This window comes from Burkholderia cepacia, from assembly GCF_029962485.1.
Lineage (GTDB): Bacteria > Pseudomonadota > Gammaproteobacteria > Burkholderiales > Burkholderiaceae > Burkholderia.
Window position 1 is genome coordinate 2,651,021 of the sequence record NZ_CP073637.1, and the last position, 20,457, is coordinate 2,671,477.

Annotated in this window: 24 protein-coding genes; 13 read left to right on the top strand and 11 right to left on the bottom strand. The window is 66.1% G+C overall.

What is annotated here, in order from left to right:
- Positions 1-111: 111 nt before the first annotated feature.
- Together rsxB and nth are read left to right on the top strand one after the other, a co-directional pair.
- Positions 112-1,119 carry an electron transport complex subunit RsxB gene (gene rsxB / locus KEC55_RS12335; protein ID WP_282505682.1) on the top strand — a complete coding sequence of 336 codons (1,008 nt, stop codon included), beginning with the start codon at positions 112-114 and terminating at the stop codon, positions 1,117-1,119.
- Entirely contained in the window at positions 1,116-1,760 is a 645-nt protein-coding gene (gene nth / locus KEC55_RS12340; RefSeq protein WP_011352789.1) for an endonuclease III, read from the top strand. The genes rsxB and nth overlap by 4 nt, the downstream gene beginning before the upstream one ends.
- A 103-nt stretch (positions 1,761-1,863) precedes the next feature.
- Here the strand turns inward: nth and KEC55_RS12345 are convergent, their stop codons facing one another.
- Positions 1,864-2,793 carry a DMT family transporter gene (locus tag KEC55_RS12345; protein ID WP_282505683.1) on the bottom strand — a complete coding sequence of 310 codons (930 nt, stop codon included), beginning with the start codon at positions 2,791-2,793 and terminating at the stop codon, positions 1,864-1,866.
- A 191-nt stretch (positions 2,794-2,984) separates the two neighbouring features.
- Between KEC55_RS12345 and KEC55_RS12350 the strand changes: the two genes are divergently transcribed.
- Positions 2,985-3,452, top strand: a complete 468-nt coding sequence (locus KEC55_RS12350) for a DUF1841 family protein (protein ID WP_415877932.1) — start codon at positions 2,985-2,987, stop codon at positions 3,450-3,452.
- A gap of 109 nt (positions 3,453-3,561) precedes the next feature.
- Here KEC55_RS12350 and KEC55_RS12355 read toward each other — a convergent pair whose 3' ends face one another.
- The gene (locus KEC55_RS12355) at positions 3,562-3,921 is read right to left on the bottom strand and encodes a c-type cytochrome (protein ID WP_176050436.1); all 360 of its coding nucleotides are present in this window, start codon (positions 3,919-3,921) and stop codon (positions 3,562-3,564) included.
- A 39-nt stretch (positions 3,922-3,960) separates the two neighbouring features.
- A complete protein-coding gene (locus tag KEC55_RS12360; RefSeq protein WP_174379984.1) occupies positions 3,961-4,320 on the bottom strand; it encodes a c-type cytochrome in 360 nt (119 codons plus the stop codon).
- A 245-nt stretch (positions 4,321-4,565) separates the two neighbouring features.
- Here KEC55_RS12360 and KEC55_RS12365 point away from each other — a divergent pair, with 245 nt between their 5' ends.
- The 5 genes from KEC55_RS12365 (at position 4,566) to KEC55_RS12385 (ending at position 9,698) form a co-directional block, all read left to right on the top strand.
- Positions 4,566-5,408 (top strand): AAA family ATPase, encoded by an 843-nt coding sequence (locus KEC55_RS12365; protein ID WP_176050437.1) that lies wholly within the window; start codon positions 4,566-4,568, stop codon positions 5,406-5,408.
- Positions 5,409-5,435: 27 nt separating this feature from the next.
- On the top strand, positions 5,436-6,611 hold the full coding sequence (locus tag KEC55_RS12370) for a vWA domain-containing protein (protein WP_059233533.1): 1,176 nt from the start codon (positions 5,436-5,438) through the stop codon (positions 6,609-6,611).
- Between the two features lie 56 nt (positions 6,612-6,667).
- Positions 6,668-7,879, top strand: a complete 1,212-nt coding sequence (locus KEC55_RS12375) for a benzoate/H(+) symporter BenE family transporter (protein WP_282505685.1) — start codon at positions 6,668-6,670, stop codon at positions 7,877-7,879.
- Positions 7,880-8,048: 169 nt separating this feature from the next.
- On the top strand, positions 8,049-9,002 hold the full coding sequence (tal, locus tag KEC55_RS12380) for a transaldolase (RefSeq protein WP_282505686.1): 954 nt from the start codon (positions 8,049-8,051) through the stop codon (positions 9,000-9,002).
- A 240-nt stretch (positions 9,003-9,242) separates the two neighbouring features.
- Positions 9,243-9,698, top strand: coding sequence for a VOC family protein (locus KEC55_RS12385; RefSeq protein WP_282505687.1), 456 nt, complete (start codon positions 9,243-9,245; stop codon positions 9,696-9,698).
- 61 nt (positions 9,699-9,759) lie between these two features.
- Here KEC55_RS12385 and mctP read toward each other — a convergent pair whose 3' ends face one another.
- The 3 genes from mctP to KEC55_RS12400 form a co-directional block, all read right to left on the bottom strand.
- Positions 9,760-11,310, bottom strand: a complete 1,551-nt coding sequence (mctP, locus tag KEC55_RS12390; protein ID WP_176050441.1) for a monocarboxylate uptake permease MctP — start codon at positions 11,308-11,310, stop codon at positions 9,760-9,762.
- A complete protein-coding gene (locus KEC55_RS12395; protein WP_059233528.1) occupies positions 11,307-11,549 on the bottom strand; it encodes a DUF3311 domain-containing protein in 243 nt (80 codons plus the stop codon). The genes mctP and KEC55_RS12395 overlap by 4 nt, the downstream gene beginning before the upstream one ends.
- A gap of 199 nt (positions 11,550-11,748) precedes the next feature.
- The gene (locus KEC55_RS12400) at positions 11,749-12,666 is read right to left on the bottom strand and encodes a spermidine synthase (protein WP_282505688.1); all 918 of its coding nucleotides are present in this window, start codon (positions 12,664-12,666) and stop codon (positions 11,749-11,751) included.
- Between the two features lie 71 nt (positions 12,667-12,737).
- Between KEC55_RS12400 and KEC55_RS12405 the strand changes: the two genes are divergently transcribed.
- The 3 genes from KEC55_RS12405 (at position 12,738) to KEC55_RS12415 (ending at position 13,671) form a co-directional block, all read left to right on the top strand.
- On the top strand, positions 12,738-12,989 hold the full coding sequence (locus KEC55_RS12405; RefSeq protein ID WP_282505689.1) for a hypothetical protein: 252 nt from the start codon (positions 12,738-12,740) through the stop codon (positions 12,987-12,989).
- Between the two features lie 144 nt (positions 12,990-13,133).
- Complete coding sequence (locus KEC55_RS12410; protein WP_282505690.1) at positions 13,134-13,358, top strand: YlcI/YnfO family protein; 225 nt, start codon at positions 13,134-13,136, stop codon at positions 13,356-13,358.
- A 58-nt stretch (positions 13,359-13,416) separates the two neighbouring features.
- Positions 13,417-13,671 carry a hypothetical protein gene (locus tag KEC55_RS12415; protein ID WP_282505691.1) on the top strand — a complete coding sequence of 85 codons (255 nt, stop codon included), beginning with the start codon at positions 13,417-13,419 and terminating at the stop codon, positions 13,669-13,671.
- Positions 13,672-13,698: 27 nt separating this feature from the next.
- On the opposite strand, the gene KEC55_RS12420 is transcribed toward KEC55_RS12415, so the two are convergent.
- Entirely contained in the window at positions 13,699-14,106 is a 408-nt protein-coding gene (locus tag KEC55_RS12420; protein WP_282505692.1) for a DNA-deoxyinosine glycosylase, read from the bottom strand.
- A 114-nt stretch (positions 14,107-14,220) separates the two neighbouring features.
- Between KEC55_RS12420 and KEC55_RS12425 the strand changes: the two genes are divergently transcribed.
- Both KEC55_RS12425 and KEC55_RS12430 read left to right on the top strand, forming a co-directional pair.
- The gene (locus tag KEC55_RS12425; protein ID WP_282505693.1) at positions 14,221-14,916 is read left to right on the top strand and encodes a mobilization protein; all 696 of its coding nucleotides are present in this window, start codon (positions 14,221-14,223) and stop codon (positions 14,914-14,916) included.
- A gap of 74 nt (positions 14,917-14,990) precedes the next feature.
- Positions 14,991-15,788 carry a hypothetical protein gene (locus KEC55_RS12430; protein WP_282505694.1) on the top strand — a complete coding sequence of 266 codons (798 nt, stop codon included), beginning with the start codon at positions 14,991-14,993 and terminating at the stop codon, positions 15,786-15,788.
- A 20-nt stretch (positions 15,789-15,808) separates the two neighbouring features.
- Here the strand turns inward: KEC55_RS12430 and KEC55_RS12435 are convergent, their stop codons facing one another.
- The 4 genes from KEC55_RS12435 to KEC55_RS12450 form a co-directional block, all read right to left on the bottom strand.
- Entirely contained in the window at positions 15,809-16,285 is a 477-nt protein-coding gene (locus KEC55_RS12435; RefSeq protein WP_282505695.1) for a DNA-deoxyinosine glycosylase, read from the bottom strand.
- Complete coding sequence (locus tag KEC55_RS12440) at positions 16,285-16,884, bottom strand: chorismate--pyruvate lyase family protein (protein ID WP_282505696.1); 600 nt, start codon at positions 16,882-16,884, stop codon at positions 16,285-16,287. Before KEC55_RS12440 ends, KEC55_RS12435 begins: the two co-directional genes overlap by 1 nt.
- A gap of 8 nt (positions 16,885-16,892) precedes the next feature.
- Positions 16,893-18,791, bottom strand: coding sequence for a molecular chaperone HtpG (gene htpG / locus KEC55_RS12445; RefSeq protein ID WP_282505697.1), 1,899 nt, complete (start codon positions 18,789-18,791; stop codon positions 16,893-16,895).
- Between the two features lie 158 nt (positions 18,792-18,949).
- Positions 18,950-20,410: a PLP-dependent aminotransferase family protein gene (locus tag KEC55_RS12450; protein WP_124452912.1), complete on the bottom strand. Its 1,461-nt coding sequence runs from the start codon at positions 20,408-20,410 to the stop codon at positions 18,950-18,952.
- Positions 20,411-20,457: the final 47 nt, after the last annotated feature.

The window sequence follows — 20,457 nt, forward strand, 5'->3', positions numbered from 1 at the left end:
CACCGCCTTGGCGCCGGCCGCCCTGGAACGGGCGCGCCGCGTGCGGCCGCCCTCCTGCTGAGCCCCTGCAAAAAAGCGGTTCGATTATGCGCACAGACGGCGTCCAGCGCAATGCGGGAAATCGGCGATAATCGAGCTTTGGCAAACCTTTCCGGCTGCGTCCGACGCGGCCGAGAGCCATTCGGCGCCGCTGCGCCCGCTGTCACCGTGACCGACTCCAAAACACTCGCGGATCGCATCGAAGATCTGCTTCCCCAGACGCAATGCACGAAGTGCGGCTATAACGGCTGCCGTCCGTACGCCGAGGCGATTGCCGCCGGCGACGCGAACTACAACCAGTGCCCGCCCGGCGGCGCCGAAGGCATCGCGCGTCTCGCGGGCCTGCTCGGCAAGCCGGTGATTCCGCTGAATCCCGTCAATGGCAGCGAGCATCCGCGCGCGATCGCCTTCATCGACGAAAGCCTGTGCATCGGCTGCACGCTGTGCATGCAGGCGTGCCCGGTCGACGCGATCGTCGGCGCGCCGAAGCAGATGCATACGATCATCGAAGCACAATGCACCGGCTGCGATCTGTGCGTGCCGCCCTGCCCGGTCGACTGCATCGCGATGCTGCCGGTGACCGGCGATCGTACGGGCTGGGATGCATGGTCGCAGGAGCAGGCCGACGCCGCGCGCGAACGCCACGACCTCCGGCTCGCGCGCCAGCGTCGCGAACGCGAAGCCGCCGAAGCACGCGCCGCCGCCCGCCGCGCGGCCAGTGCCGCGAAACCGGCCGCGGAACAGCAACCTGCGGCACAGCCGGACGCCCCCGCTGCCGCACCGGTCGCCGACGACGCCGAAGCGAAGAAACGCGCGATCATCGCCGCCGCGCTCGAACGCGCGCGCAAGAAGAAGGAAGAACAGTCCGGGGAAGGCGCCGGGCCGAAGAACACCGAAGGCGTGAGCGCGGCCGTCCAGGCGCAGATCGACGCGGCCGAGGCGCGCCGCAAACGGCTCGCCGAGCAGCAGGCGCAACGCGACGCCGACGCCGCGGCCGCAGGCGGCAACGGTCAAGAGCACGACGCAGGCAACGACGACCCAGGCAGCCCATCCGCGCCGCCCGACCAGAACGCTCCATGAACGCCAGCAAACGACGCGCGATCTACGAAACGCTGCAGAGCCTCAATCCGCATCCGACCACCGAGCTCGAATACTCGACGCCGTTCGAGTTGCTGATCGCCGTGATGCTGTCCGCGCAGGCAACCGACGTGTCGGTCAACAAGGCGATGCGGAAGATGTTCCCGGTCGCGAACACCCCGCGACAAATCGTCGCGCTTGGCGAAGAAGGCGTCACCGAGTACATCAAGACGATCGGTCTGTACCGCACCAAGGCCAAGAACGTGGTCGCGACGTGCCGGATCCTGCTCGACCGCTACGACGGCGAAGTGCCGGCCGATCGCGAAGCGCTCGAAGGTTTGCCCGGCGTCGGCCGCAAGACCGCGAACGTCGTGCTGAACACTGCGTTCGGCCAGCCGACGATCGCGGTCGACACGCATATCTTTCGCGTCGCGAACCGCACGGGGCTCGCGCCGGGCAAGGACGTGCGGGCCGTCGAGGCCGCACTCGAGAAATTCACGCCGAAGGAATTCCTGCAGGACGCGCATCACTGGCTGATCCTGCACGGGCGCTACGTGTGCAAGGCGCGCAAGCCCGAATGCTGGCACTGCGTGATCGAGCCGCTGTGCGAATTCCGGCCGAAGACGCCGCCGCCCAACGAGTAAGCGTCAGGCGCGGGGGCACGCGCGGCGCCGGCCGATCGAACCGCGTCGGCACGGCCCGGATCCGTAGACGCCGTCGCGGCGCGCGCGGCTCGCCCGCTTCCGGCTACGCATTGGACGTCGCCGTCGCATCGTCGGCCGCGGCGCCACCCGCCCGCACGAGCGCGAGCACCGCAGCCAGAATCGCGACACCGCCCGCCCACTGCAGCGGCGACAACGCTTCCCCGAACAGCAACGCCGCGAGCGCAACCGTCACGACCGGTTCGAGCGTCGACAGCATCGACGTCCGCGCGGCCCCGAGCCGCTCCAGCCCGGCGAAAAACGCGAGCATGGCCGCAACCGTCGACACGAGCGCGATCGCGAGCATCGACGCCCAGCCGCCGCCCGTCGCGGGCCAGCGCGGCGGCGTGCCGAACGCGGCCGTCCGCACGACGGCGATCGCCACGAGCGTGGCGGTCGCCGACAGGCAGATGATCGCCGTCGTCGCGAGCGGATCGACGCCGCGCGTCGCCTTCGTGCCGCCGACGATGTACAGCGAATAGATCACCGCGGCCGCCAGGGCGAGCGCGATCCCGAGCGGCTCGCCATGCCCGCCGCCGACCATCAGTGCGGAACCCGCGACGCACAGCACGAGCGCGACGGCCTTCGCGCGCGTCAGGCGCTCGCCGAGCCACCACGCGGCCAGCAGCGTGACGAACGCCGGGTACAGGTACAGCAGCAGCGCGACGAGGCTCGCCTGCGCGTGCTGCAGCGCGCTGAAATAGCAGAACGACTGCCCGACGTAGCCGACCGCGCCCATTGCCACGAGCGGCGCGAGCGCGCGTCCGCGCGGCCACGCGACGCGACGGTGCCGCGCGATCGCGGCGAGCACCGCGCCGCCGATCGCGAAGCGCACGATCAGCAGCCCGAGCACGTCGACGCCGGCCGCGTACGCGTAGCGGCCGAAGATCGCCATCGCGCCGAACGCGGCGGCAGACAGCGCGACGTAGAGCGTGCCCTGCAGGGCGGCGGACGATGGGCGGGCGGTGGCGGTCATGATGAAACGGGCGAGCGAGGCGCCGGGGCGGGAATCGTCGGAGTGTAGCGGCGCGACGGCCGCCGGCCTAGCCCGCGCTTACCCGTTGCGCCGCCCCGCGCGGGGCCGTCGCGACCGGCCTGCGCGGCGCCGCCCGCCCCGGCCCGCCGCCAGCGCCGTCCGCCGACCCGGCGTACAATGCCCGACGCGGCATGAGGCCGCCCGAATCACGACGCTTCCCCACCATGTTCAATCCAAGCCGCGACGAAGTGCGTCGCTTTTTCACCGAAACCTGGCGCAAGCAGCGCGCAGGCGAGATCCTGACGCCGCTGGAAGCAATGGCAGCCGACTGGATCGTCGAACATCCCGAATACCACGACGAACTCGCTGATGCGGATGGCGCGGCCGCGCGCGACTACACGCCCGAGGAAGGCCGCACGAACCCGTTCCTGCACCTGTCGATGCACCTCGCGATCAGCGAGCAGCTGTCGATCGACCAGCCGCCCGGCATCCGCGCCGCGCACGACAAGCTGGCCGCGAAGCTCGATTCGACCCACGACGCGCAGCACGCGATCATGGAATGCCTGGGCGAGACGATCTGGGAAGCGCAGCGCACGAACACGCCGCCCGATACCGACGCGTACCTGCAGCGCATCCTGCGCCGCGCGTCGCGCGACTGAGCGCGCGGGCCCGGCACACCGGCGCCCGGGCAGGCCCGATCGCGGGCAAAAAAAATACCCCGCCGAGGCGGGGTATTTTTGCTGCACGGGCCCGAGAGGCCCGGCACGCTTACTTCTTGAACACGAGGTCGGTTTCCTTCAGCGACTCGATGTAGGACGCGATGTCCTTCATGTCGCTGACCGACAGGCTCTGCACCTGTGCCTGCATGATCGCATTGTTGCGACCGAGCAGCGGGTTCGTCAGGCCCATCTGGTACTGGCGCATCGCCCACACGAGGTAGTCGGCATGCTGGCCGGCGAGGCGCGGATATTCGGCGTTGATCGGCTTGTTCATCTGCGCGCCGTGGCAGGCGGCACAGTTGTGCGACTCGACCAGTTCCTTGCCCTTCGTGATGTCCGCTGCGTGCGCGGTACCGATCGCGAGGCCGGCCACCAGTGCCACCGCCGCCGTCTTGAATGCGTTGTTCATGAATGCTCCTGTCCCGCCGGAGAGACCGGCGGCGCGCGCTTACTTGTAGGGATTGTCCTTCGAGTCGGCCTTCTGGACGGCATAGTAGGCCGCCAGATCCGCGATGTCCTGGTCCGTCAGCGAACCGGCGATCGCATTCATCGACGGGAAGTGACGATCCTTCTTGCGGTAGGCCTTCAGCGCGTTCTCGAGGTATTGCTGGTTCTGGCCGCCGAGGACAGGCACCCGGTAGACCTCCGGATACGCCGCGCGGTAGTCCTGGATGCCGTGGCAACCGATGCACATGGCGGCCTTGCTCGCCCCGTCCTTCGGGTTGCCGACCACACCGGCCGCCTGCGCGCTGCCCGCGAGCGCCACGAGCGCTGCGACAACGACGTGTTTGCCGACGAATTTGTTCATAGCTCTTGTAACCTAGCTTGAGGGGAAACTGGCGCCAAAGCGGCAACGGCCCGCGCCGTTTTGCTTATTGGATCGCCACGCAGGCCAAAAAAAACGGCCAGATTGTACCGCGTCGGCAGGGAACGCGTCCATACGGCGCCCCCGTTCGCCCCGCCACAGCCCCGCAACGATACGCGGGCGCGGCCCAACCGGCCAGCCCTTCTGACTTATACTGGGTTTTTTTCCCGATGAAGAAGAGCGCCGCCATGCGTTTCGAAGGGTCCTCACAGTACGTCGCCACCGACGATCTGAAGCTCGCGGTCAACGCCGCACTGACGCTGCAACGCCCGCTGCTGATCAAGGGCGAACCCGGCACCGGCAAGACCATGCTCGCCGAGGAAGTGGCCGCCGCGCTCGACATGCCGCTGCTGCAGTGGCACATCAAGTCGACCACCAAGGCGCAGCAGGGCCTGTACGAATACGACGCGGTATCGCGGCTGCGCGACTCGCAGCTCGGCGACGAGCGCGTGAAGGATATCTCGAACTACATCGTCAAGGGCGTGCTGTGGCAGGCGTTCGACGCCGAGCACCCGAGCGTGCTGCTGATCGACGAGATCGACAAGGCCGACATCGAATTCCCGAACGACCTGCTGCGCGAGCTCGACCGGATGGAATTCCACGTGTACGAGACGCGCGAGACGGTGCGTGCGAAGCACCGCCCGCTCGTGATCATCACGTCGAACAACGAGAAGGAGCTGCCCGACGCGTTCCTGCGCCGCTGCTTCTTCCACTACATCCAGTTTCCCGACCCGTCGACGATGCAGAAGATCGTCGCGGTGCACTTCCCCGACATCCGCGAGGAGCTGCTGCGCGCGGCGCTCGAGAGTTTCTTCGAATTGCGCGGCGTGTCGGGTCTGAAGAAGAAGCCGTCGACGTCCGAGCTGCTCGACTGGCTGAAGCTGCTGCTCGCCGAGAACATCCCGGCCGACGCGCTGCGCAGCGCGGACGCGAAGCAGATCGTGCCGCCGCTCGCGGGCGCGCTGCTGAAGAACGAGCAGGACCTGAGCCTGCTCGAACGGCTCGTCTACATGAACCGGCACAACCGGTAATCCTCCCTCACCCGCGAAGGCCCGGCCATGCTGCTCAATTTCTTCTACGCGCTGCGCGCAGCCAAGCTGCCCGTCTCGGTGAAGGAATACCTGACGCTGCTCGAATCGCTGAAGGCCGGGCTGATCTCGCCGTCGATCGACGCGTTCTACTTCCTCGCGCGGATGACGCTCGTCAAGGACGAGCAGTACTTCGACAAGTTCGACCAGGCGTTCGGCGCGTATTTCCACGGCGTGTCCACGTTGCCGTCCGAAGCGTTCGACATTCCGCTCGACTGGCTCGAGAAGCGTCTCGAGCGCGAACTGTCGCCGGAGGAAAAGGCGCAGATCGAGGCGATGGGCGGGCTCGACAAGCTGATGGAGCGCCTGAAGGCGCTGCTCGACGAGCAGAAGGAACGCCACGAAGGCGGCAACAAGTGGATCGGCACGGGCGGCACGTCGCCGTTCGGGCACGGCGGCTACAACCCCGAAGGCGTACGCATCGGCGGCCCGTCGAACGGCAACCGCACCGCGGTGAAGGTGTGGGAAGCACGCGCCTATCGCGACTACGACGATTCGGTCGAGATCGGCACGCGCAACATCAAGGTCGCGCTGCGGCGGCTGCGCCGCTTCGCGCGCGAAGGCGCGGCGGAAGAGCTCGACCTGCCCGGCACGATCCGCAGCACGGCCGCGAACGCGGGCTGGCTCGACCTGCGGATGGTGCCCGAGCGCCACAACAACGTGAAAGTGCTGATGCTGCTCGACGTCGGCGGCTCGATGGACGACCACATCAAGCGCACCGAAGAGCTGTTCTCGGCCGCGAAAGCCGAATTCAAGCATCTCGAATTCTTCTACTTCCACAATTGCGTGTACGACCACCTGTGGAAGAACAATCGCCGCCGCCACTCGGAGCGCACCGCGACGTGGGACGTGCTGCACAAGTTCACGCCCGACTACAAGCTGATCTTCGTCGGCGACGCGACGATGAGCCCGTACGAAGTGCTGCAGCCCGGCGGCTCGGTCGAATACAACAACCCGGAAGCCGGTGCCGTGTGGCTGCGCCGTCTCGCCGACCAGTTCCCCCATCATGCATGGCTGAACCCCGAGCCCGAACGGCTATGGGAGTACCGGCAGTCGGTCGCGGTGATCCGCGACCTGCTCGGCCATCGCATGTATCCGCTCACGCTGGCGGGCCTCGAAACCGCGATGCGCGCACTCAGCAAGTAACGCAACCCACTCGCAGATACAAAGGCCGCGTCCGAGCGGCCTCCCCCGGAGATAGCATGAACCCCTCGCCCACCGCGAGCGCCAGCCGCGCCGGCGGCCGCCGCTTTTTCGCCGATACGTCCGTGTCGGCGCTCGTCGCCGGCTTCGTCGCGATGATGACCGGCTACACGAGTTCGCTCGTGCTGATGTTCCAGGCCGGCCGCGCCGCCCACCTCACCGATGCGCAGATCTCGTCGTGGATCTGGGCGCTGTCGATCGGCATGGCGCTGACGACGATCGGCCTGTCGCTGCGCTTTCGCGCGCCCGTCGTCGTCGCGTGGTCGACACCCGGCGCCGCGCTGCTGATCGCGTCGCTGCCCGGTGTGCCCTACGCCGAGGCAATCGGCGCGTTCGTCGTGTGCGCGCTGCTGCTGACGGCCGTCGGCGTCAGCGGCCTGTTCGACACGCTCATGCGCAAGATTCCGGCCGGCATCGCCGCCGCGCTGCTCGCGGGCATCCTGTTCGAGATCGGCATCGAGATCTTCCGCGCCGCGCAGTTCCAGACCGCGCTCGTGCTCGCGATGTTCTTCACGTACCTGATCGTCAAGCGGCTCGCGCCGCGTTATGCGATCGTCACGACGCTGATCGTCGGCACGGCGGTGGCCGGCGGCCTCGGCCTGCTCGACTTCAGCCGCTTCCACATCGCGCTCGCGCAGCCCGTGTTCACGATGCCCGCGTTCTCGATCGCGTCGATCGTCAGCATCGGCATTCCGCTGTTCGTCGTCGCGATGGCGTCGCAGAACGTGCCGGGTATCGCGGTGCTGCGTGCGGACGGCTATCAGACGCCGTCGTCGCCGCTGATCGCGACGACCGGCCTCGCGTCGCTGCTGCTCGCGCCGTTCGGCTCGCACGGCGTGAACCTCGCGGCGATCACGGCCGCGATCTGCACGGGCCCCGAAGCGCACGAGGATCACGCAAAGCGCTACACGGCCGCCGTGTGGTGTGGCACGTTCTACCTGGTCGCGGGCATTTTCGGCGCGACGATCGCCGCGCTGTTCGCCGCGCTGCCGAAGGCGCTCGTGGTATCGGTCGCCGCGCTCGCGCTGTTCGGCTCGATCATGAGCGGGCTCGCGAACGCGATGCAGGACGTGAAACAGCGCGAAGCCGCGCTCGTCACGTTCATGGTCACCGCGTCGGGCCTCACGCTGCTGTCGATCGGCTCGGCGTTCTGGGGGCTCGTCGCGGGGATCGTCACGCAGGTGATCCTGAACGCGCGACGCCCCGCGTGACACGGCTCGCCGCCGCGTTTTAGCGTGTCTCGGGCACGCCAAAACGTGTCCGACACGAATCGGGCCTAAAATGATGGATCGGAAGCGGTGCCCGGCGCCGCTTCGCTTCGCCGCCGCGCTCGCGCGGCCCGTGAGAACCCGGCGCCCCGCGCCCTTCTTCCGAATCGCCATGACTACCGCACTCGACCAGCTGAAGCAGTACACGACCGTCGTCGCCGACACGGGCGACTTCCAGCAGCTTGCGCAATACAAGCCGCAGGACGCGACCACGAACCCGTCGCTGATCCTGAAGGCCGTCCAGAAGGATGCGTACAAGCCGATCCTCGAGAAAACCGTCCGCGATCATCGCAACGAAAGCACCGATTTCATCATCGACCGCCTGCTGATCGCGTTCGGCACCGAGATCCTGAAGCTGATCCCGGGCCGCGTGTCGACCGAAGTCGACGCACGCCTGTCGTTCGACACGCAACGCTCGATCGACAAGGGCCGCGAGCTCATCAAGCTGTACGAAGCCGCCGGCATCGGTCGCGAGCGCATCCTGATCAAGCTCGCGTCGACGTGGGAAGGCATCCGCGCGGCCGAGGTGCTGCAGAAGGAAGGGATCAAGTGCAACATGACCCTGCTTTTCTCGCTCGTTCAGGCCGCCGCATGCGCGGAAGCCGGTGCGCAACTGATCTCGCCGTTCGTCGGCCGCATCTACGACTGGTACAAGAAGCAGGCCGGCGCGGAGTGGAATGAAGAGAAGGACGGCGGCGCGAACGATCCGGGCGTGCAGTCGGTGCGCCGCATCTACACGTACTACAAGACGTTCGGCTACCACACCGAAGTGATGGGCGCGAGCTTCCGCACGACCAGCCAGATCACCGAACTCGCCGGCTGCGACCTGCTGACGATCAGTCCCGATTTGCTGCAGAAGCTGCAGGACAGCAACGAAACCGTCGCACGCAAGCTGTCGCCGGAATCGCTGCAGGACAAGCCGTCCGGGCGCGTGGCGATCGACGAAGCATCGTTCCGCTTCCAGCTGAACGACGAAGCGATGGCGACCGAAAAGCTCGCCGAAGGCATCCGCGTATTCGCCGCCGATGCGGTGAAGCTCGAGAAGCTGATCGACGCGCTGCGCTGAGTCGCAACGGGCGTCAGCGGCTGTCAGCAACACTGACAACAGCCGTCAGCAGCACGCCGCACACGGCCGCAAACATGATGTTCGCGGCCGTTTTTATTTTTCATTCCATCGTCAAGCGCGCGCACTACAATCCACGTCACGGGTACGCCGGCCGCCTCCCGATGTGCCCTTTCCCAGTCAATCTTGCACGACGCCGAACCCGCGCCGACACGCGGGCCCGGCCCATCACAGGAGACAACGATGCAAGTTCAACCGTACCTGACGTTCTACGGTCGTGCCGACGAAGCCCTTCAGTTCTACGAAAAGGCACTCGGTGCGAAGACGATGTTCAAGATGCACTTCAAGGATGCGCCGCCGAACCCCGACTACCCGATGACGCCGGAGATGGCCGACAAGGTGATGCACGCGAGCTTCACGATCGGCGACTCGATGATCATGTGCTCGGACGGCGACTGCAGCCAGCCGGCAGGCGCCGCGCATGCCGGCTATTCGCTGTCGCTGAACCCGGCGACGGTCGAGGAAGGCCAGAAGCTGTTCAATGCGCTCGCCGACGGCGGCGAAGTGACGATGCCGTTCGGCAAGACGTTCTGGGCGCTCGGCTTCGGGATGGCGAAGGATCGGTTCGGCGTGCATTGGATGGTCAACGTCGAAGATCTGTCGCAGCGCGAGGACCTCGCGCAACGCGCGCAGGGCTGATGCAAAAAAACGCCCGTCACCTTACGGTGGCGGGCGTTTTCGTTACCGCGCGTCGTCCGTCTCAGCCCTCGACGACGTCGAGATAATCCTCCGGCCGCGTGCGATCTTCCGCATGTGCCATCCCCATCACGCGCACCAGCACGCTCACGACCACCGACACCACCAGGTTGACGATCAGCGACCACACGGCCGCGTAGCCGGGAATCGCGAGACCGAACAGGTGGATCGTGAAGATCGATCCGGCCAGCTTCAGTGAAATCGCCATCCACGTGCCGCACACGATGCCGGCGGCCCAGCCGGCCAGCAGGCCGCGATGGTCGAGCACGCGCGTGTACAGGCCGAGCACGATCGCGGGCAGCGTCTGGATGATCCAGATCCCGCCGAGCAGCTGCAGCTGGATCGCATAGGTCAGCGGCAGCCCGAGGATGAACGCCACCGCGCCGACCTTCACGATCAGCGACACGAGCTTCGCGACGTGCGTCTCCTGCTCGTGCGACATGTTGCGGTTCACGAACTCGCGGTGGATGTTGCGCGTGTACAGGTTCGCGGCCGCGATCGACATGATGGCCGCCGGCACCAGCGCACCGATGCCGATCGCCGCGAACGCGACGCCGACGAACCACGACGGGAAGTACTCGAGGAACAGCGCGGGCACCGCGAAGTTCGGGCCGAACGCCTTGAAGTACGGCGCGTACTGCGGCATGTCCTTCACGCCCGACGCGAGCGCCATGTAGCCGAGCAGCGCAAGCAGGCCGAGCACGAACGAGTACGCGGGCAGCATCGCCATGTTGCGGCGGATCGAGTTGCCCGACGACGACGACAGGATCGCCGTGACCGAGTGCGGATACAGGAACAGGGCAAGCGCCGAGCCGATCGCGAGCGTCGCGTACGCGCTGTAGCCGTTCAGGCTCATCGCATCGGGTGCCTTCAGCAGCAGCTTCGCGGGCGGCACGCTCGCGAAGATGTGCCCGAAGCCGCCGAGCTTCGCCGGGATCACGATGACGGCAGCCGCGATCGTGATGTAGATCAGGATGTCCTTCACGATCGCGATCATGGCCGGTGCGCGCAGGCCCGACGTGTACGTGTACGCGGCGAGGATCGCGAACGCGATGATCAGCGGCAGGTCGCCGACGAAGCCGGTCGTGTCGAAGCCGAGCGCGCCGATCACCACCTCGATGCCGACCAGCTGCAGCGCGATGTACGGCATCGTCGCGAGGATGCCCGTCACCGCGATCGCGAGCGCGAGCATCCGGCTGCCGTAGCGCGCATTGACGAAGTCGGCGGCCGTCACGTAGCCGTGCCGCTTCGCGATGCTCCACAGCTTCGGGAACACGACGAATGCGAACGGATAGATCAGGATCGTGTACGGCAACGCGAAGAAGCCCATCGCGCCGGCGCCGAACACCAGCGCGGGTACCGCGACGAACGTATAGGCCGTATAGAGATCGCCGCCGAGCAGGAACCACGTGACGATCGTGCCGAAGCGGCGTCCGCCGAGGCCCCATTCGTCGAGATGGGCGAGATCGCCGCGCCGCCAGTTCGCGGCCAGGAAACCGATGATCGTGACGCCGATGAACAGCAGGACAAAGACAAAGGTTGCGCCGAGATTCATTGCCCACCTCCCTGCGGGCCGCTCGCCTTCCACGCGTTCTTGGTCTTGAAATAGACGAACGCGGTGATCACCGCGCTGATGAAGACCCACAACAGCTGGTACCAGTAGAAAAACGGAAAATCGAACAACTGCGGTTCGATCTTGCTGTAGGACGGTACCCAGACCATCGCAATCAGCGGCAGTACCAGCAGCCAGAGCCAGCGCTTGGCGGCCCGGTTGGCGTCGGCATCGTGAGCCATGACGTCTCCTCTTCTTTCCCGGTTATCGATCTTGTTGAGCGGGTACGGCGCCGAGAGGAGCGGCGAAACGGGTAGGCTGCGGCTCCCCTGGCTTCGCGCCAGTATAGGAGCCGCGAGCACGCGGTCAAGCAGGGGCGAACCCGAGGTGATCCGCCCCTTGTCGCGTGGTTGCACCGGCCTGCCGCCGGTGCATGAAGCGTCAGATCGCGAACGAGGTATCGCGTGCGCCGGTCGTTTCTTTCAAAGCTTTCACCCACTTGCGTGCGGGCAGCTTCAGCGTGTCTTCGATCAGCTTCGCGCGTGCGTCGAGCTGCGCGAACGGCACGTCGAGCGCGGGGCCCGAGAACGCGATCGCGATCCGGTTGCCGTCGTGCACTTCGGGCAGCGCGATCACGCGATTTTCGAACGCCGCGTTCAGGTGCTTCATGTTGCGCACGAAGCTCGGATGATCGCCGAACAGGTTGATCGTCGCGATGCCCGCGTCGGCGAGGCAGCCGCGCACCGCACGGTAGAACGCGACGCTGTCGAGCACGGGGCCGCGCGCGGTCGCGTCGTACAGGTCGATCTGGATCGCGCCCGTCGTGCCGCGGTTGGCCGGGTCGTTGACGAAGTCCCACGCGTCGGCTTCGTGCACGGCGAGACGTGCGTCGTCGGGCGGCAGCGCGAACATCGTACGCGCGGCGACGATCACGGCCGGGTTCAGCTCGACGGCCTCGACCTTCGCGTTCGGCAGGAAACGGTGCGAGAACTTGGTCAGCGCGCCGGTGCCGAGCCCGAGCTGGACGATCCGCTCGGGCGTTTCGAGGAACAGCAGCCACGCCATCATCTGCTGCGCATATTCGAGCTCGATGTGCAGCGGCTTGGAGATCCGCATGGCGCCCTGCACCCATTCGGTGCCGAAGTGCAGGAAGCGCACGCCGCCCTCTTCGGAGAACGTAACGGGCGCGAAGCGCGGCTTGCGCGGCGCCTCGAGCACCGGCACGTCGTCGTGTTCGTCGATGTCCGGGCGGCGCTTCACGCGCGGCGGCTGGAGTTTTTCGGAGCCGTTGTACGAGGACGGCTTGCCTTGCTTGAACGCACGCGCCTCGGCGGACGCGCGCTTGATCAGTCGGGTCATGATTGAATCTCGCTGGGTGATGCTGGTTTTAGCGGACGAGAGGATAGCATTGGTGGCGGCTGCGCTCCCGGATGCACGCGTCTGCCGTTTCGACACGATCGCCGCCGTGCCGCTTCTCCGGCATCCCGCCAGTTGACGATGCGAAGGATCGGCGCACCGATCGGGTCTTCTATCAGAACAACGGGCAGATCGATGTAGGCACCGTGATCCGCGACGGCACGACACTTGCGATCACACCGGCCGGCAGCACTGCACCGCAGAACTTCTACATCCTGTTGAACAGCGCGGCCGTCCAGTCGGTGAAGGCAGCGCTCACTTTCTGACGGATCGCCGCTTTCGGGAATGATCGATCGGGGTGATGACCGGACGATCGAGCGCACGACACATCACCCGGTCGTTCAGCCAACTTGCATCCGGCACGAACACACGAGATCATGCATCGCAATTGCGATGCACTCGATGGCATGATGAAAACCGCTACCTTTCCGTCCGTTCGCGTCGAGCCGGAACTGCGCGACGACACCGAGAACATCCTTCAGGAAGGCGAAACGCTGTCGAGCCTCGTCGAACAATCGATCCGCGAAGGCATCGAGCGCCGTCGCCTTCAAAGCGAATTCATTGCACGCGGCATCGCGTCGCGTGACGAAGCACGACGCGCCGGCGAGTGTGTCTCTTCCTCCGACGGACGGTGACGTTCCTTGCGGTACGTCAACAGAGAGAAAGCGACTACCACTGACGACGGGGGATCACATGACCTCAACCGACAGAAAGATCTGGTTTCCGGCGAAACGCTACGGCTGGGGCTGGGGATTGCCGGTCGCATGGCAAGGGTGGGTCGTCCTGCTGCTCTTTGTGATCGGGGTCGTGGCAGTTGCGACGCACTTGTCGCCCGCCCAATCACCGCTGGCGTTCGCGGCAAGCATCGTGGCGCTGGTGGCCGCGCTCACGGCTGTGTGCTGGCTGAAAGGTGAAAAGCCGAAGTGGCGCTGGGGCAAGGACGAATAGACAACGAAGCCACGAACTGTCGAATCGTCAGGCGCGAATCCCCCGCAACCGTGCGCGCGTCTGCTCGAACAACAACATCGCATTCGCCGGGCTCGACGAAGGCAGCACGAGCGTCTCGTACCCGGCCTGGCCGATCACACCGGCGAATCGCCCTGCCGTCTTGCCGTTGAACCACACGCGCTTCAGCAACGGCGCATGCTCCCACAGCGAATCGAAGTCCTTCGACTTCGCATTCCGGATCGCAGAATCGAGGCTACCCTGGCGATGGCACGCATCGAGAACGTCCCAAATGCCGATGCCGTGTGACAGCACGCACACGAGCCGCGCATCGTACGGCAGATCATGAATCGCCGCCTCACCGAGCACCGCCCCCGGCAACCGCCAGAACTGCGCGCTATTTTGTTCAGTTTGACACCGGCGTTGATCGGACAGCATGCTGCTGCCGCGCACGCACTTTCTTGCGACGTGACCTGCAGCGCCGTAATGTCATCGAAGCCTGCCAACATCCGCTCCGACCATACCTGCTCCATCACACGGGATTTCGTAAGCATGAGCCACATCCACTTCATTGGCGGGGAAAAAGGCGGCGTCGGAAAATCGCTCGCTGCCCGCGTGCTGGCCCAGTATTTCATCGATCGGAGCATGCCCTTCGTGGGCTTCGATACCGACCGATCGCACGGTGCGCTATTGCGGTTCTATGCCGATTTTGCCGCGCCTGCCGTGCTCGACCAGCATGACAGCCTCGATCCGGTCATGGAATCGGCGCTCGAAGATCCGCAGCGGCGCATACTGGTCGACCTAGCGGCCCAGACGCGGCAGTCGCTCGCCAAGTGGCTCGACGATTCGGACGTATTGGATTTTGCCGAAGAACACGGCCTTACGCTGACCTGGTGGCACGTGATGGACACTGGACGCGATTCGGTCGATCTGCTGCGGCAGTGGCTCGACGAATTCGGCGGACGAATCAAGCTGGTGCTGGTGCTGAATGAAGTCCGCGGCGATCGCTTCGAGATTCTGGAGGCATCCGGCGAACGCGAGAGGGCCGAAGCCCTTGGCGCCAGCGTGATTACGCTGCGCCGCTTGCCCGATACGACGATGCAGAAGATCGATCGACAAAGCGCGAGCTTCTGGGCGGCGGTCAACCATCCCGACCGCGCCGCCACCGGCCTCGGCTTGCTGGAGCGGCAGCGCGTCAAGGTCTGGCTGCATCGCACTTATGACGAGCTTGGCACGCTCGCCTTGTAGCGAGGGGCGCCGGACGGTGCGGGGTGTGCGGTGAGTTGCTGGAATGGCGCATACTGGGAAACCTGGAGGTTTCAATGGCCGATCACGACAAACTGCATCCGCTGCGTCCGTTCCTGAAAAACTGGGTTTGGGAGCACGGCCGAATCGGGACTCGCTATCTGGACTGCGTCGATGGCGAAATCAAGTTCGATGAAGGCAAGAAATCGCATTTCGCTGCCGAGAAATACATCTACGTGCCCCTCGGCAAGAACGCTGACGACGATGCATCTGCGGATGGTCCTGCGATCCACGAGGCCGGACTTGCCCGCTTTTTGCGGGCTGCGCAGTTGGGCAAGCCTGAGGAAGCCGGTTCCGTAGCGGACGTTCAGCGCGCCGTGCAGGACTGCGTGGAGATTGGCCTGTTCAGCGCGTATCAATGGGAGGCTCGAAAGGCATTCGACCGCTACGCGCAGGAACCCATGTTCGAGGACGAGATCCGCGCGGCGGTTGTCGACGACATCCGGCGAATTTACGTCGGCATGCGAGAGCAGTTGGCGCTGTACGATTTCAGCGTGCTCTACGGCTTGCCCACGCCGCTGCTGATCAGCGAGACACCCTTCATCGACTGGCGCGTGATCGCCAGTCCGGCACTTCCGTTCGTATCGCTTCCGCTGGGACCTTACTGCCTGCTGGTAGGCGCGCCGTCGGGCAGAAGTAGCCGAATCGGCCCGGTGGTCTGGAAGGCCGCTGCCGCGATGGGCCCGTTGAAGGACCACAACCGCCGGATCGAGGAGCACGCACGTCTGTGGCTGGTGGCGACCACCGATGACCAGCTCGTCGCTGCACAAAGTCGCATTGCCGCGGCCACGGGCGCCAGACACCTGCCCACCTGATACCGCTTATCCAACGCGCCTCAGGCGCGAAGTGCGCGCCAAAGCACCAGTTTCTGTTCGAACGACAACATCGCGTTCGCCGGGCTCGACGAAGGCAGCACGAGCGTCTCGTACCCGGCCTCGCCGATCACCTCGGCGAACCGCCCTGCCGTCTTGCCGTTGAAGCACACGCGCTTCAGCAACGGCGCATGTTCCCGCAACGAATCGAAGTCGTTCGGCTTCGCATTCCGGATCGCGGAATCAAGGCTACCCTGACGATGGCACGCATCGAGAACGTCCCAGATACCGATACCGTGTGACAGCATGCACACGAGCCGCGCATCGTACGGCAGGTCATGAAGCGCCGGCTCGCCGAGCACCGCCCCCAGCAATCGCCAGAACTGATTGCGAGGATGCGCGTAATACTGCGCGGCATCGAGCGACGCCTCGCCCGGAAAGCTGCCGAGGATCATCGTGTGCGTATCCGGTCCGACGACCGGCCCGAAGCCCTGCAGCATCACACACCTCCGCCCGGGCCGCCCGAACGCGGCCCGTCGCCGTGCGCATCGAGATGGCGCCACAGCGCCGGCAGCATGCACTCGGTGACCATCAGCGGCTTGCCGTGACGCTGGAACACCGAACGCCGCGCGGCGAACGCGTGCGGCGGCCGGACGCCCGCGCCAAGCGCATGGGTCGCCAGTGCATACAGCGGATGGCCGGCGATCACGCGCCGGCTGACGAGCGCCGAACGCTCGACCTGCGGATCGCTGTACAGCAGCTCCGCGAGCGGCCGCGTGCGCAGCCGCCGCATCGCCTGCCACACGCCCTTGCTGGCGGCGAGCGGCGCGATGCTGTGCGCGGCAACAAAAGGCGTGCCGTCGACCGACAAAATCACCTCGCGCACCCACATCGGCGCGCGCGGCGAACAGGCGAGCGCGTCCGGCTCGTCGAACCACGGACAGTCGACAGCCTCGCGCGTCACGCGTACGTTCACGCGGCCAAGCCGCGCGAGATGCGCGGTCAGCGATCCGCCGCGCGTCAGCCAGTCGCGCTGGTCGAGCGAGCAGCCAGGCCGCGGCGTTTCACGCCAGCCGGCCTGACCGCCGTCGAATCGCATGCGCGCGTTCACGCGGCGCGCGACAGCAGCAGCGCGTTGGTCCGCTTCACGAAGCTCGCCGGATCGTCGAGCATGCCGCCTTCGGCCAGCAGCGCCTGATCGAACAACAGATGGGCCCAGTCGCCGAAATCGGCGCTATCGGCATTCAGCTGCTTCACGAGCGCGTGCTCGGGATTGATCTCGAGGATCGGCTGCATCGCCGGCGCGTTCTGGCCGGCTGCTTTCAGCATCCGCTGCAGGTAGCCGCTCATGTCGTTGTCGTCCGCGACGAGGCACGACGGCGAATCGGTCAGGCGGAACGTGACGCGCACTTCCTTCACCTTGTCGCCGAGCGCTTCCTTCATCTTCTCGACGACCGGCTTGATCGCCTCGCCCGCCTGCTCCTGCGCCTTCTTCTCTTCGTCGTTCAACTCGCCGAGATCGAGGTCGCCACGCGCGACGCTCGCGAGCGGCTTGCCGTCGAATTCCTGCAGGAACGACAGCATCCATTCGTCGACGCGATCGGTCAGCAGCAGCACCTCGACGCCCTTCTTGCGGAACACCTCGAGATGCGGGCTGTTCTTCGCGGCCTGCCATGCGTCGGCCGTCACGTAGTAGATCTTGCTCTGCTCGGGCTTCATGCGCGACACGTAGTCGGCGAGCGACACGTCCTGCGCATCGGTGTTGCCGTGCGTCGACGCGAAGCGCAGCAGCTTCGCGATGCGCTCGCGGTTCGCGTGATCCTCGCCGAGGCCTTCCTTCAGCACCTGGCCGAATGCGCCCCAGAACGTCTTGTACTTTTCCTTGCCGGCATCGTCTTCCGCGTTCGCGAGCTCTTCGAGCATCGACAGCGCGCGCTTCGTCACGCCTTCGCGGATCGCCTTCACGTCGCGGCTTTCCTGCAGGATCTCGCGCGACACGTTCAGCGGCAGGTCCGCCGAATCGACGACGCCCTTCACGAAGCGCAGGTATTGCGGCAGCAGCTGCTCGGCGTCGTCCATGATGAACACGCGCTTCACGTACAGCTTCAGGCCGCCGCGATAGTCGCGGTTCCACATATCGAACGGCGCATGCGACGGCACGAACAGCAGCTGCGTGTATTCGCTGCGGCCCTCGACGCGGTTATGCGTCCACGTGAGCGGATCCTGGTGGTCGTGCGCGATGTGCTGGTAGAACTGCGTGTACTGCTCGTCGGTGACGTCGCTCTTCGAACGCGTCCACAGCGCGCTCGCCTGGTTGACGGTCTCGTCCTCGTCCTTCAGGACCATCTCGCCCTTTTCCTGATCCCATTCTTCCTTCTGCATCAGGATCGGCAGCGCGATGTGGTCGGAGTACTTCTGGATGATCGACTGCAGGCGGTGCGACGACAGCAGCTCGTCCTCGCCTTCGCGCAGGTGCAGCGTGATCGTCGTGCCGCGCTGTGCGCGCTCGATCGCGTCGATCGTGAAATCGCCCTCGCCCGCGCTTTCCCAACGCACGGCTTCGTTCGCCGGCAGGCCTGCGCGGCGCGTCTCGACGGTGATCTTGTCCGCAACGATGAAGCCCGAGTAGAAGCCGACGCCGAACTGGCCGATCAGCGCTGCATCCTTCTGCTGGTCGCCCGACAGCTTCGTGAAGAATTCCTTGGTGCCCGAACGCGCGATCGTGCCGAGGTTCGCGATCGCTTCGTCGCGGCTCATGCCGATGCCGTTGTCGTCGATCGTGATCGTGCGCGCGGCCTTGTCGTAGCCGATGCGGATGCGCAGGTTCGGATCGTTCTCGTACAGCGCGTTGTCCGCGAGCCCTTCGAAACGCAGCTTGTCGGCCGCGTCGGACGCGTTCGACACCAGTTCGCGCAGGAAGATTTCCTTGTTGCTGTAGAGCGAATGGATCATCAGGTGGAGGAGTTGCTTGACCTCTGCCTGAAAGCTCATCGTTTCGTGTGCCATGGATGCTGTTTCCTCTTACTTGAACTGGAATGGTGTGGCGCTGGCGCCCGGTGCGCGATGCCGGCGAGTCCGTGAAGAACGGCCGCCCGGCGCCAGCGGTTTGCGCGCGTATCTGGGGACGGCGCGCGTAATTTCAAGACGCGGCGTGCCGCGCCGCGTCACGACGCGCGCCGCACGGCCGAGTCGATATAGCCTGCCAGCAGCCCCGGCAGCGCCGGATCGCCGCAGTTCGCGACATTGAAGCGCATCCACGTCGACGGCGATTGCTGCGGCGAGAACAGGCTGCCCGGCGTCAGCAGGAAGCCGGCCTCGTGCGCGACCGCCGCGAGCGCGTCCGAATCGACGCCCGTGTCGGCCCACAGGAACATCCCGGCCGCCGGCATCGTGAACAACCCGAGCCCCGTGCGCTCGAGCATCCGCGCGGTCTTGTCGCGCACGCCGTCGAGCCGCGCGCGCAGCCGCTCGACGTGGCGCCGGTAATGCCCTTCGGTCAGGATCTTGTACAGCACGCGCTCGTTGAGCTCGGGCGTCGTCATCCCGACCAGCATCTTCTGGTCGGTGACGGCCTTCGCGATCTCCGGCGCGCAGGCCACGTAGCCGACCCGCAGGTTCGCCGCGAGCGTCTTCGAATAGCTGCCGAGGTAGATCACGCGCTTCAACTGGTCGAGGCTCGCAAGGCGCGTCGCCGGATAGCTCGGCGGGCACAGGTCGCCGTACACGTCGTCCTCGACGACGAGGAAGTCGTACGCTTCCGCGAGCTTCAGGATCCGGAACGCCTGCGCGGCCGACAGCGACGTGCCGGTCGGGTTCTGCAGCACCGAGTTGATCACGAGCATCTTCGGCCGCCACATCTGCACCAGCGTCTCGAGCGCGTCGAGGTCGGGGCCATCCGGCGTGTACGGCATCCCGACGAGCTGCGCGCCCTGCGCCGCGAAGCGGCCGAACATCTGGAACCAGGCGGGATCGCCAACGATCACCGCATCGCCCGGGCGCATGTAGATCCGCGAAATCAGGTCGATCGCCTGCGTGATCCCCGATACGAGCACGATCTGTTCGGGCTTCGCGCCGATCTCGACTTCGGCGAGGCGCGTCTGCAGTTGCTGGCGCAGCGGCAGGAAGCCCTGCGCGGTGCCGAAGCCGAGCATCTGCGCGCCCGACTGGCGCCCGAGCGCACGCAGCGCGCCGGTGATCAGCTCGCCGTCGAGCCAGCGGCCCGGCAGGTAGCCGAGGCCGGGGCCCTTTTCCGGGCTGACGGTATGCAACATGTTGCGCAGCAACCAGACGACGTCGATCGTGTTGTGCACGGGCGCGGCCTCGGCCACGCGCGCGACGCTGTCGGCCGGCTGCGGGCCGGCGGCCGTGCGTTCGCGCACGTAGAAGCCCGAGCCGCGCCGCGAGTCGAGGTAGCCCTGCGCGACGAGGCGCTCGTACGCCTCGACGACCGTGAAGCGCGACACGCTCTTGTCGAGCGCGAGCTTGCGGATCGACGGCATCCGCATGCCGGGACGAAACACGCGTTCGTCGATGCGCCGCCGCGCCCACTGGACCAACTGGTCGACGAGCGTGAGCGTGGCCGTGTCGTGCGGCACGGGAATCTGGGCGAGTGGGACGGTGGACATGGGCGGCAGCTCCAACTGTACCGAAGGGTATCGCGCCGATTGTACCG

Excerpts from the sequence above, each read along its gene's own strand:
- rsxB (WP_282505682.1), top strand. The coding sequence starts at position 112 with ATGCGGGAAATCGGCGATAATCGAGCTTTGGCAAACCTTTCCGGCTGC.
- nth (WP_011352789.1), top strand. The coding sequence starts at position 1,116 with ATGAACGCCAGCAAACGACGCGCGATCTACGAAACGCTGCAGAGCCTC.
- KEC55_RS12345 (WP_282505683.1), bottom strand. The coding sequence starts at position 2,793 with ATGACCGCCACCGCCCGCCCATCGTCCGCCGCCCTGCAGGGCACGCTC.
- KEC55_RS12350 (WP_415877932.1), top strand. The coding sequence starts at position 2,985 with ATGAGGCCGCCCGAATCACGACGCTTCCCCACCATGTTCAATCCAAGC.
- KEC55_RS12355 (WP_176050436.1), bottom strand. The coding sequence starts at position 3,921 with ATGAACAACGCATTCAAGACGGCGGCGGTGGCACTGGTGGCCGGCCTC.
- KEC55_RS12360 (WP_174379984.1), bottom strand. The coding sequence starts at position 4,320 with ATGAACAAATTCGTCGGCAAACACGTCGTTGTCGCAGCGCTCGTGGCG.
- KEC55_RS12365 (WP_176050437.1), top strand. The coding sequence starts at position 4,566 with ATGCGTTTCGAAGGGTCCTCACAGTACGTCGCCACCGACGATCTGAAG.
- KEC55_RS12370 (WP_059233533.1), top strand. The coding sequence starts at position 5,436 with ATGCTGCTCAATTTCTTCTACGCGCTGCGCGCAGCCAAGCTGCCCGTC.
- KEC55_RS12375 (WP_282505685.1), top strand. The coding sequence starts at position 6,668 with ATGAACCCCTCGCCCACCGCGAGCGCCAGCCGCGCCGGCGGCCGCCGC.
- tal (WP_282505686.1), top strand. The coding sequence starts at position 8,049 with ATGACTACCGCACTCGACCAGCTGAAGCAGTACACGACCGTCGTCGCC.
- KEC55_RS12385 (WP_282505687.1), top strand. The coding sequence starts at position 9,243 with ATGCAAGTTCAACCGTACCTGACGTTCTACGGTCGTGCCGACGAAGCC.
- mctP (WP_176050441.1), bottom strand. The coding sequence starts at position 11,310 with ATGAATCTCGGCGCAACCTTTGTCTTTGTCCTGCTGTTCATCGGCGTC.
- KEC55_RS12395 (WP_059233528.1), bottom strand. The coding sequence starts at position 11,549 with ATGGCTCACGATGCCGACGCCAACCGGGCCGCCAAGCGCTGGCTCTGG.
- KEC55_RS12400 (WP_282505688.1), bottom strand. The coding sequence starts at position 12,666 with ATGACCCGACTGATCAAGCGCGCGTCCGCCGAGGCGCGTGCGTTCAAG.
- KEC55_RS12405 (WP_282505689.1), top strand. The coding sequence starts at position 12,738 with ATGCACGCGTCTGCCGTTTCGACACGATCGCCGCCGTGCCGCTTCTCC.
- KEC55_RS12410 (WP_282505690.1), top strand. The coding sequence starts at position 13,134 with ATGAAAACCGCTACCTTTCCGTCCGTTCGCGTCGAGCCGGAACTGCGC.
- KEC55_RS12415 (WP_282505691.1), top strand. The coding sequence starts at position 13,417 with ATGACCTCAACCGACAGAAAGATCTGGTTTCCGGCGAAACGCTACGGC.
- KEC55_RS12420 (WP_282505692.1), bottom strand. The coding sequence starts at position 14,106 with ATGCTGTCCGATCAACGCCGGTGTCAAACTGAACAAAATAGCGCGCAG.
- KEC55_RS12425 (WP_282505693.1), top strand. The coding sequence starts at position 14,221 with ATGAGCCACATCCACTTCATTGGCGGGGAAAAAGGCGGCGTCGGAAAA.
- KEC55_RS12430 (WP_282505694.1), top strand. The coding sequence starts at position 14,991 with ATGGCCGATCACGACAAACTGCATCCGCTGCGTCCGTTCCTGAAAAAC.
- KEC55_RS12435 (WP_282505695.1), bottom strand. The coding sequence starts at position 16,285 with ATGCTGCAGGGCTTCGGGCCGGTCGTCGGACCGGATACGCACACGATG.
- KEC55_RS12440 (WP_282505696.1), bottom strand. The coding sequence starts at position 16,884 with ATGCGATTCGACGGCGGTCAGGCCGGCTGGCGTGAAACGCCGCGGCCT.
- htpG (WP_282505697.1), bottom strand. The coding sequence starts at position 18,791 with ATGGCACACGAAACGATGAGCTTTCAGGCAGAGGTCAAGCAACTCCTC.
- KEC55_RS12450 (WP_124452912.1), bottom strand. The coding sequence starts at position 20,410 with ATGTCCACCGTCCCACTCGCCCAGATTCCCGTGCCGCACGACACGGCC.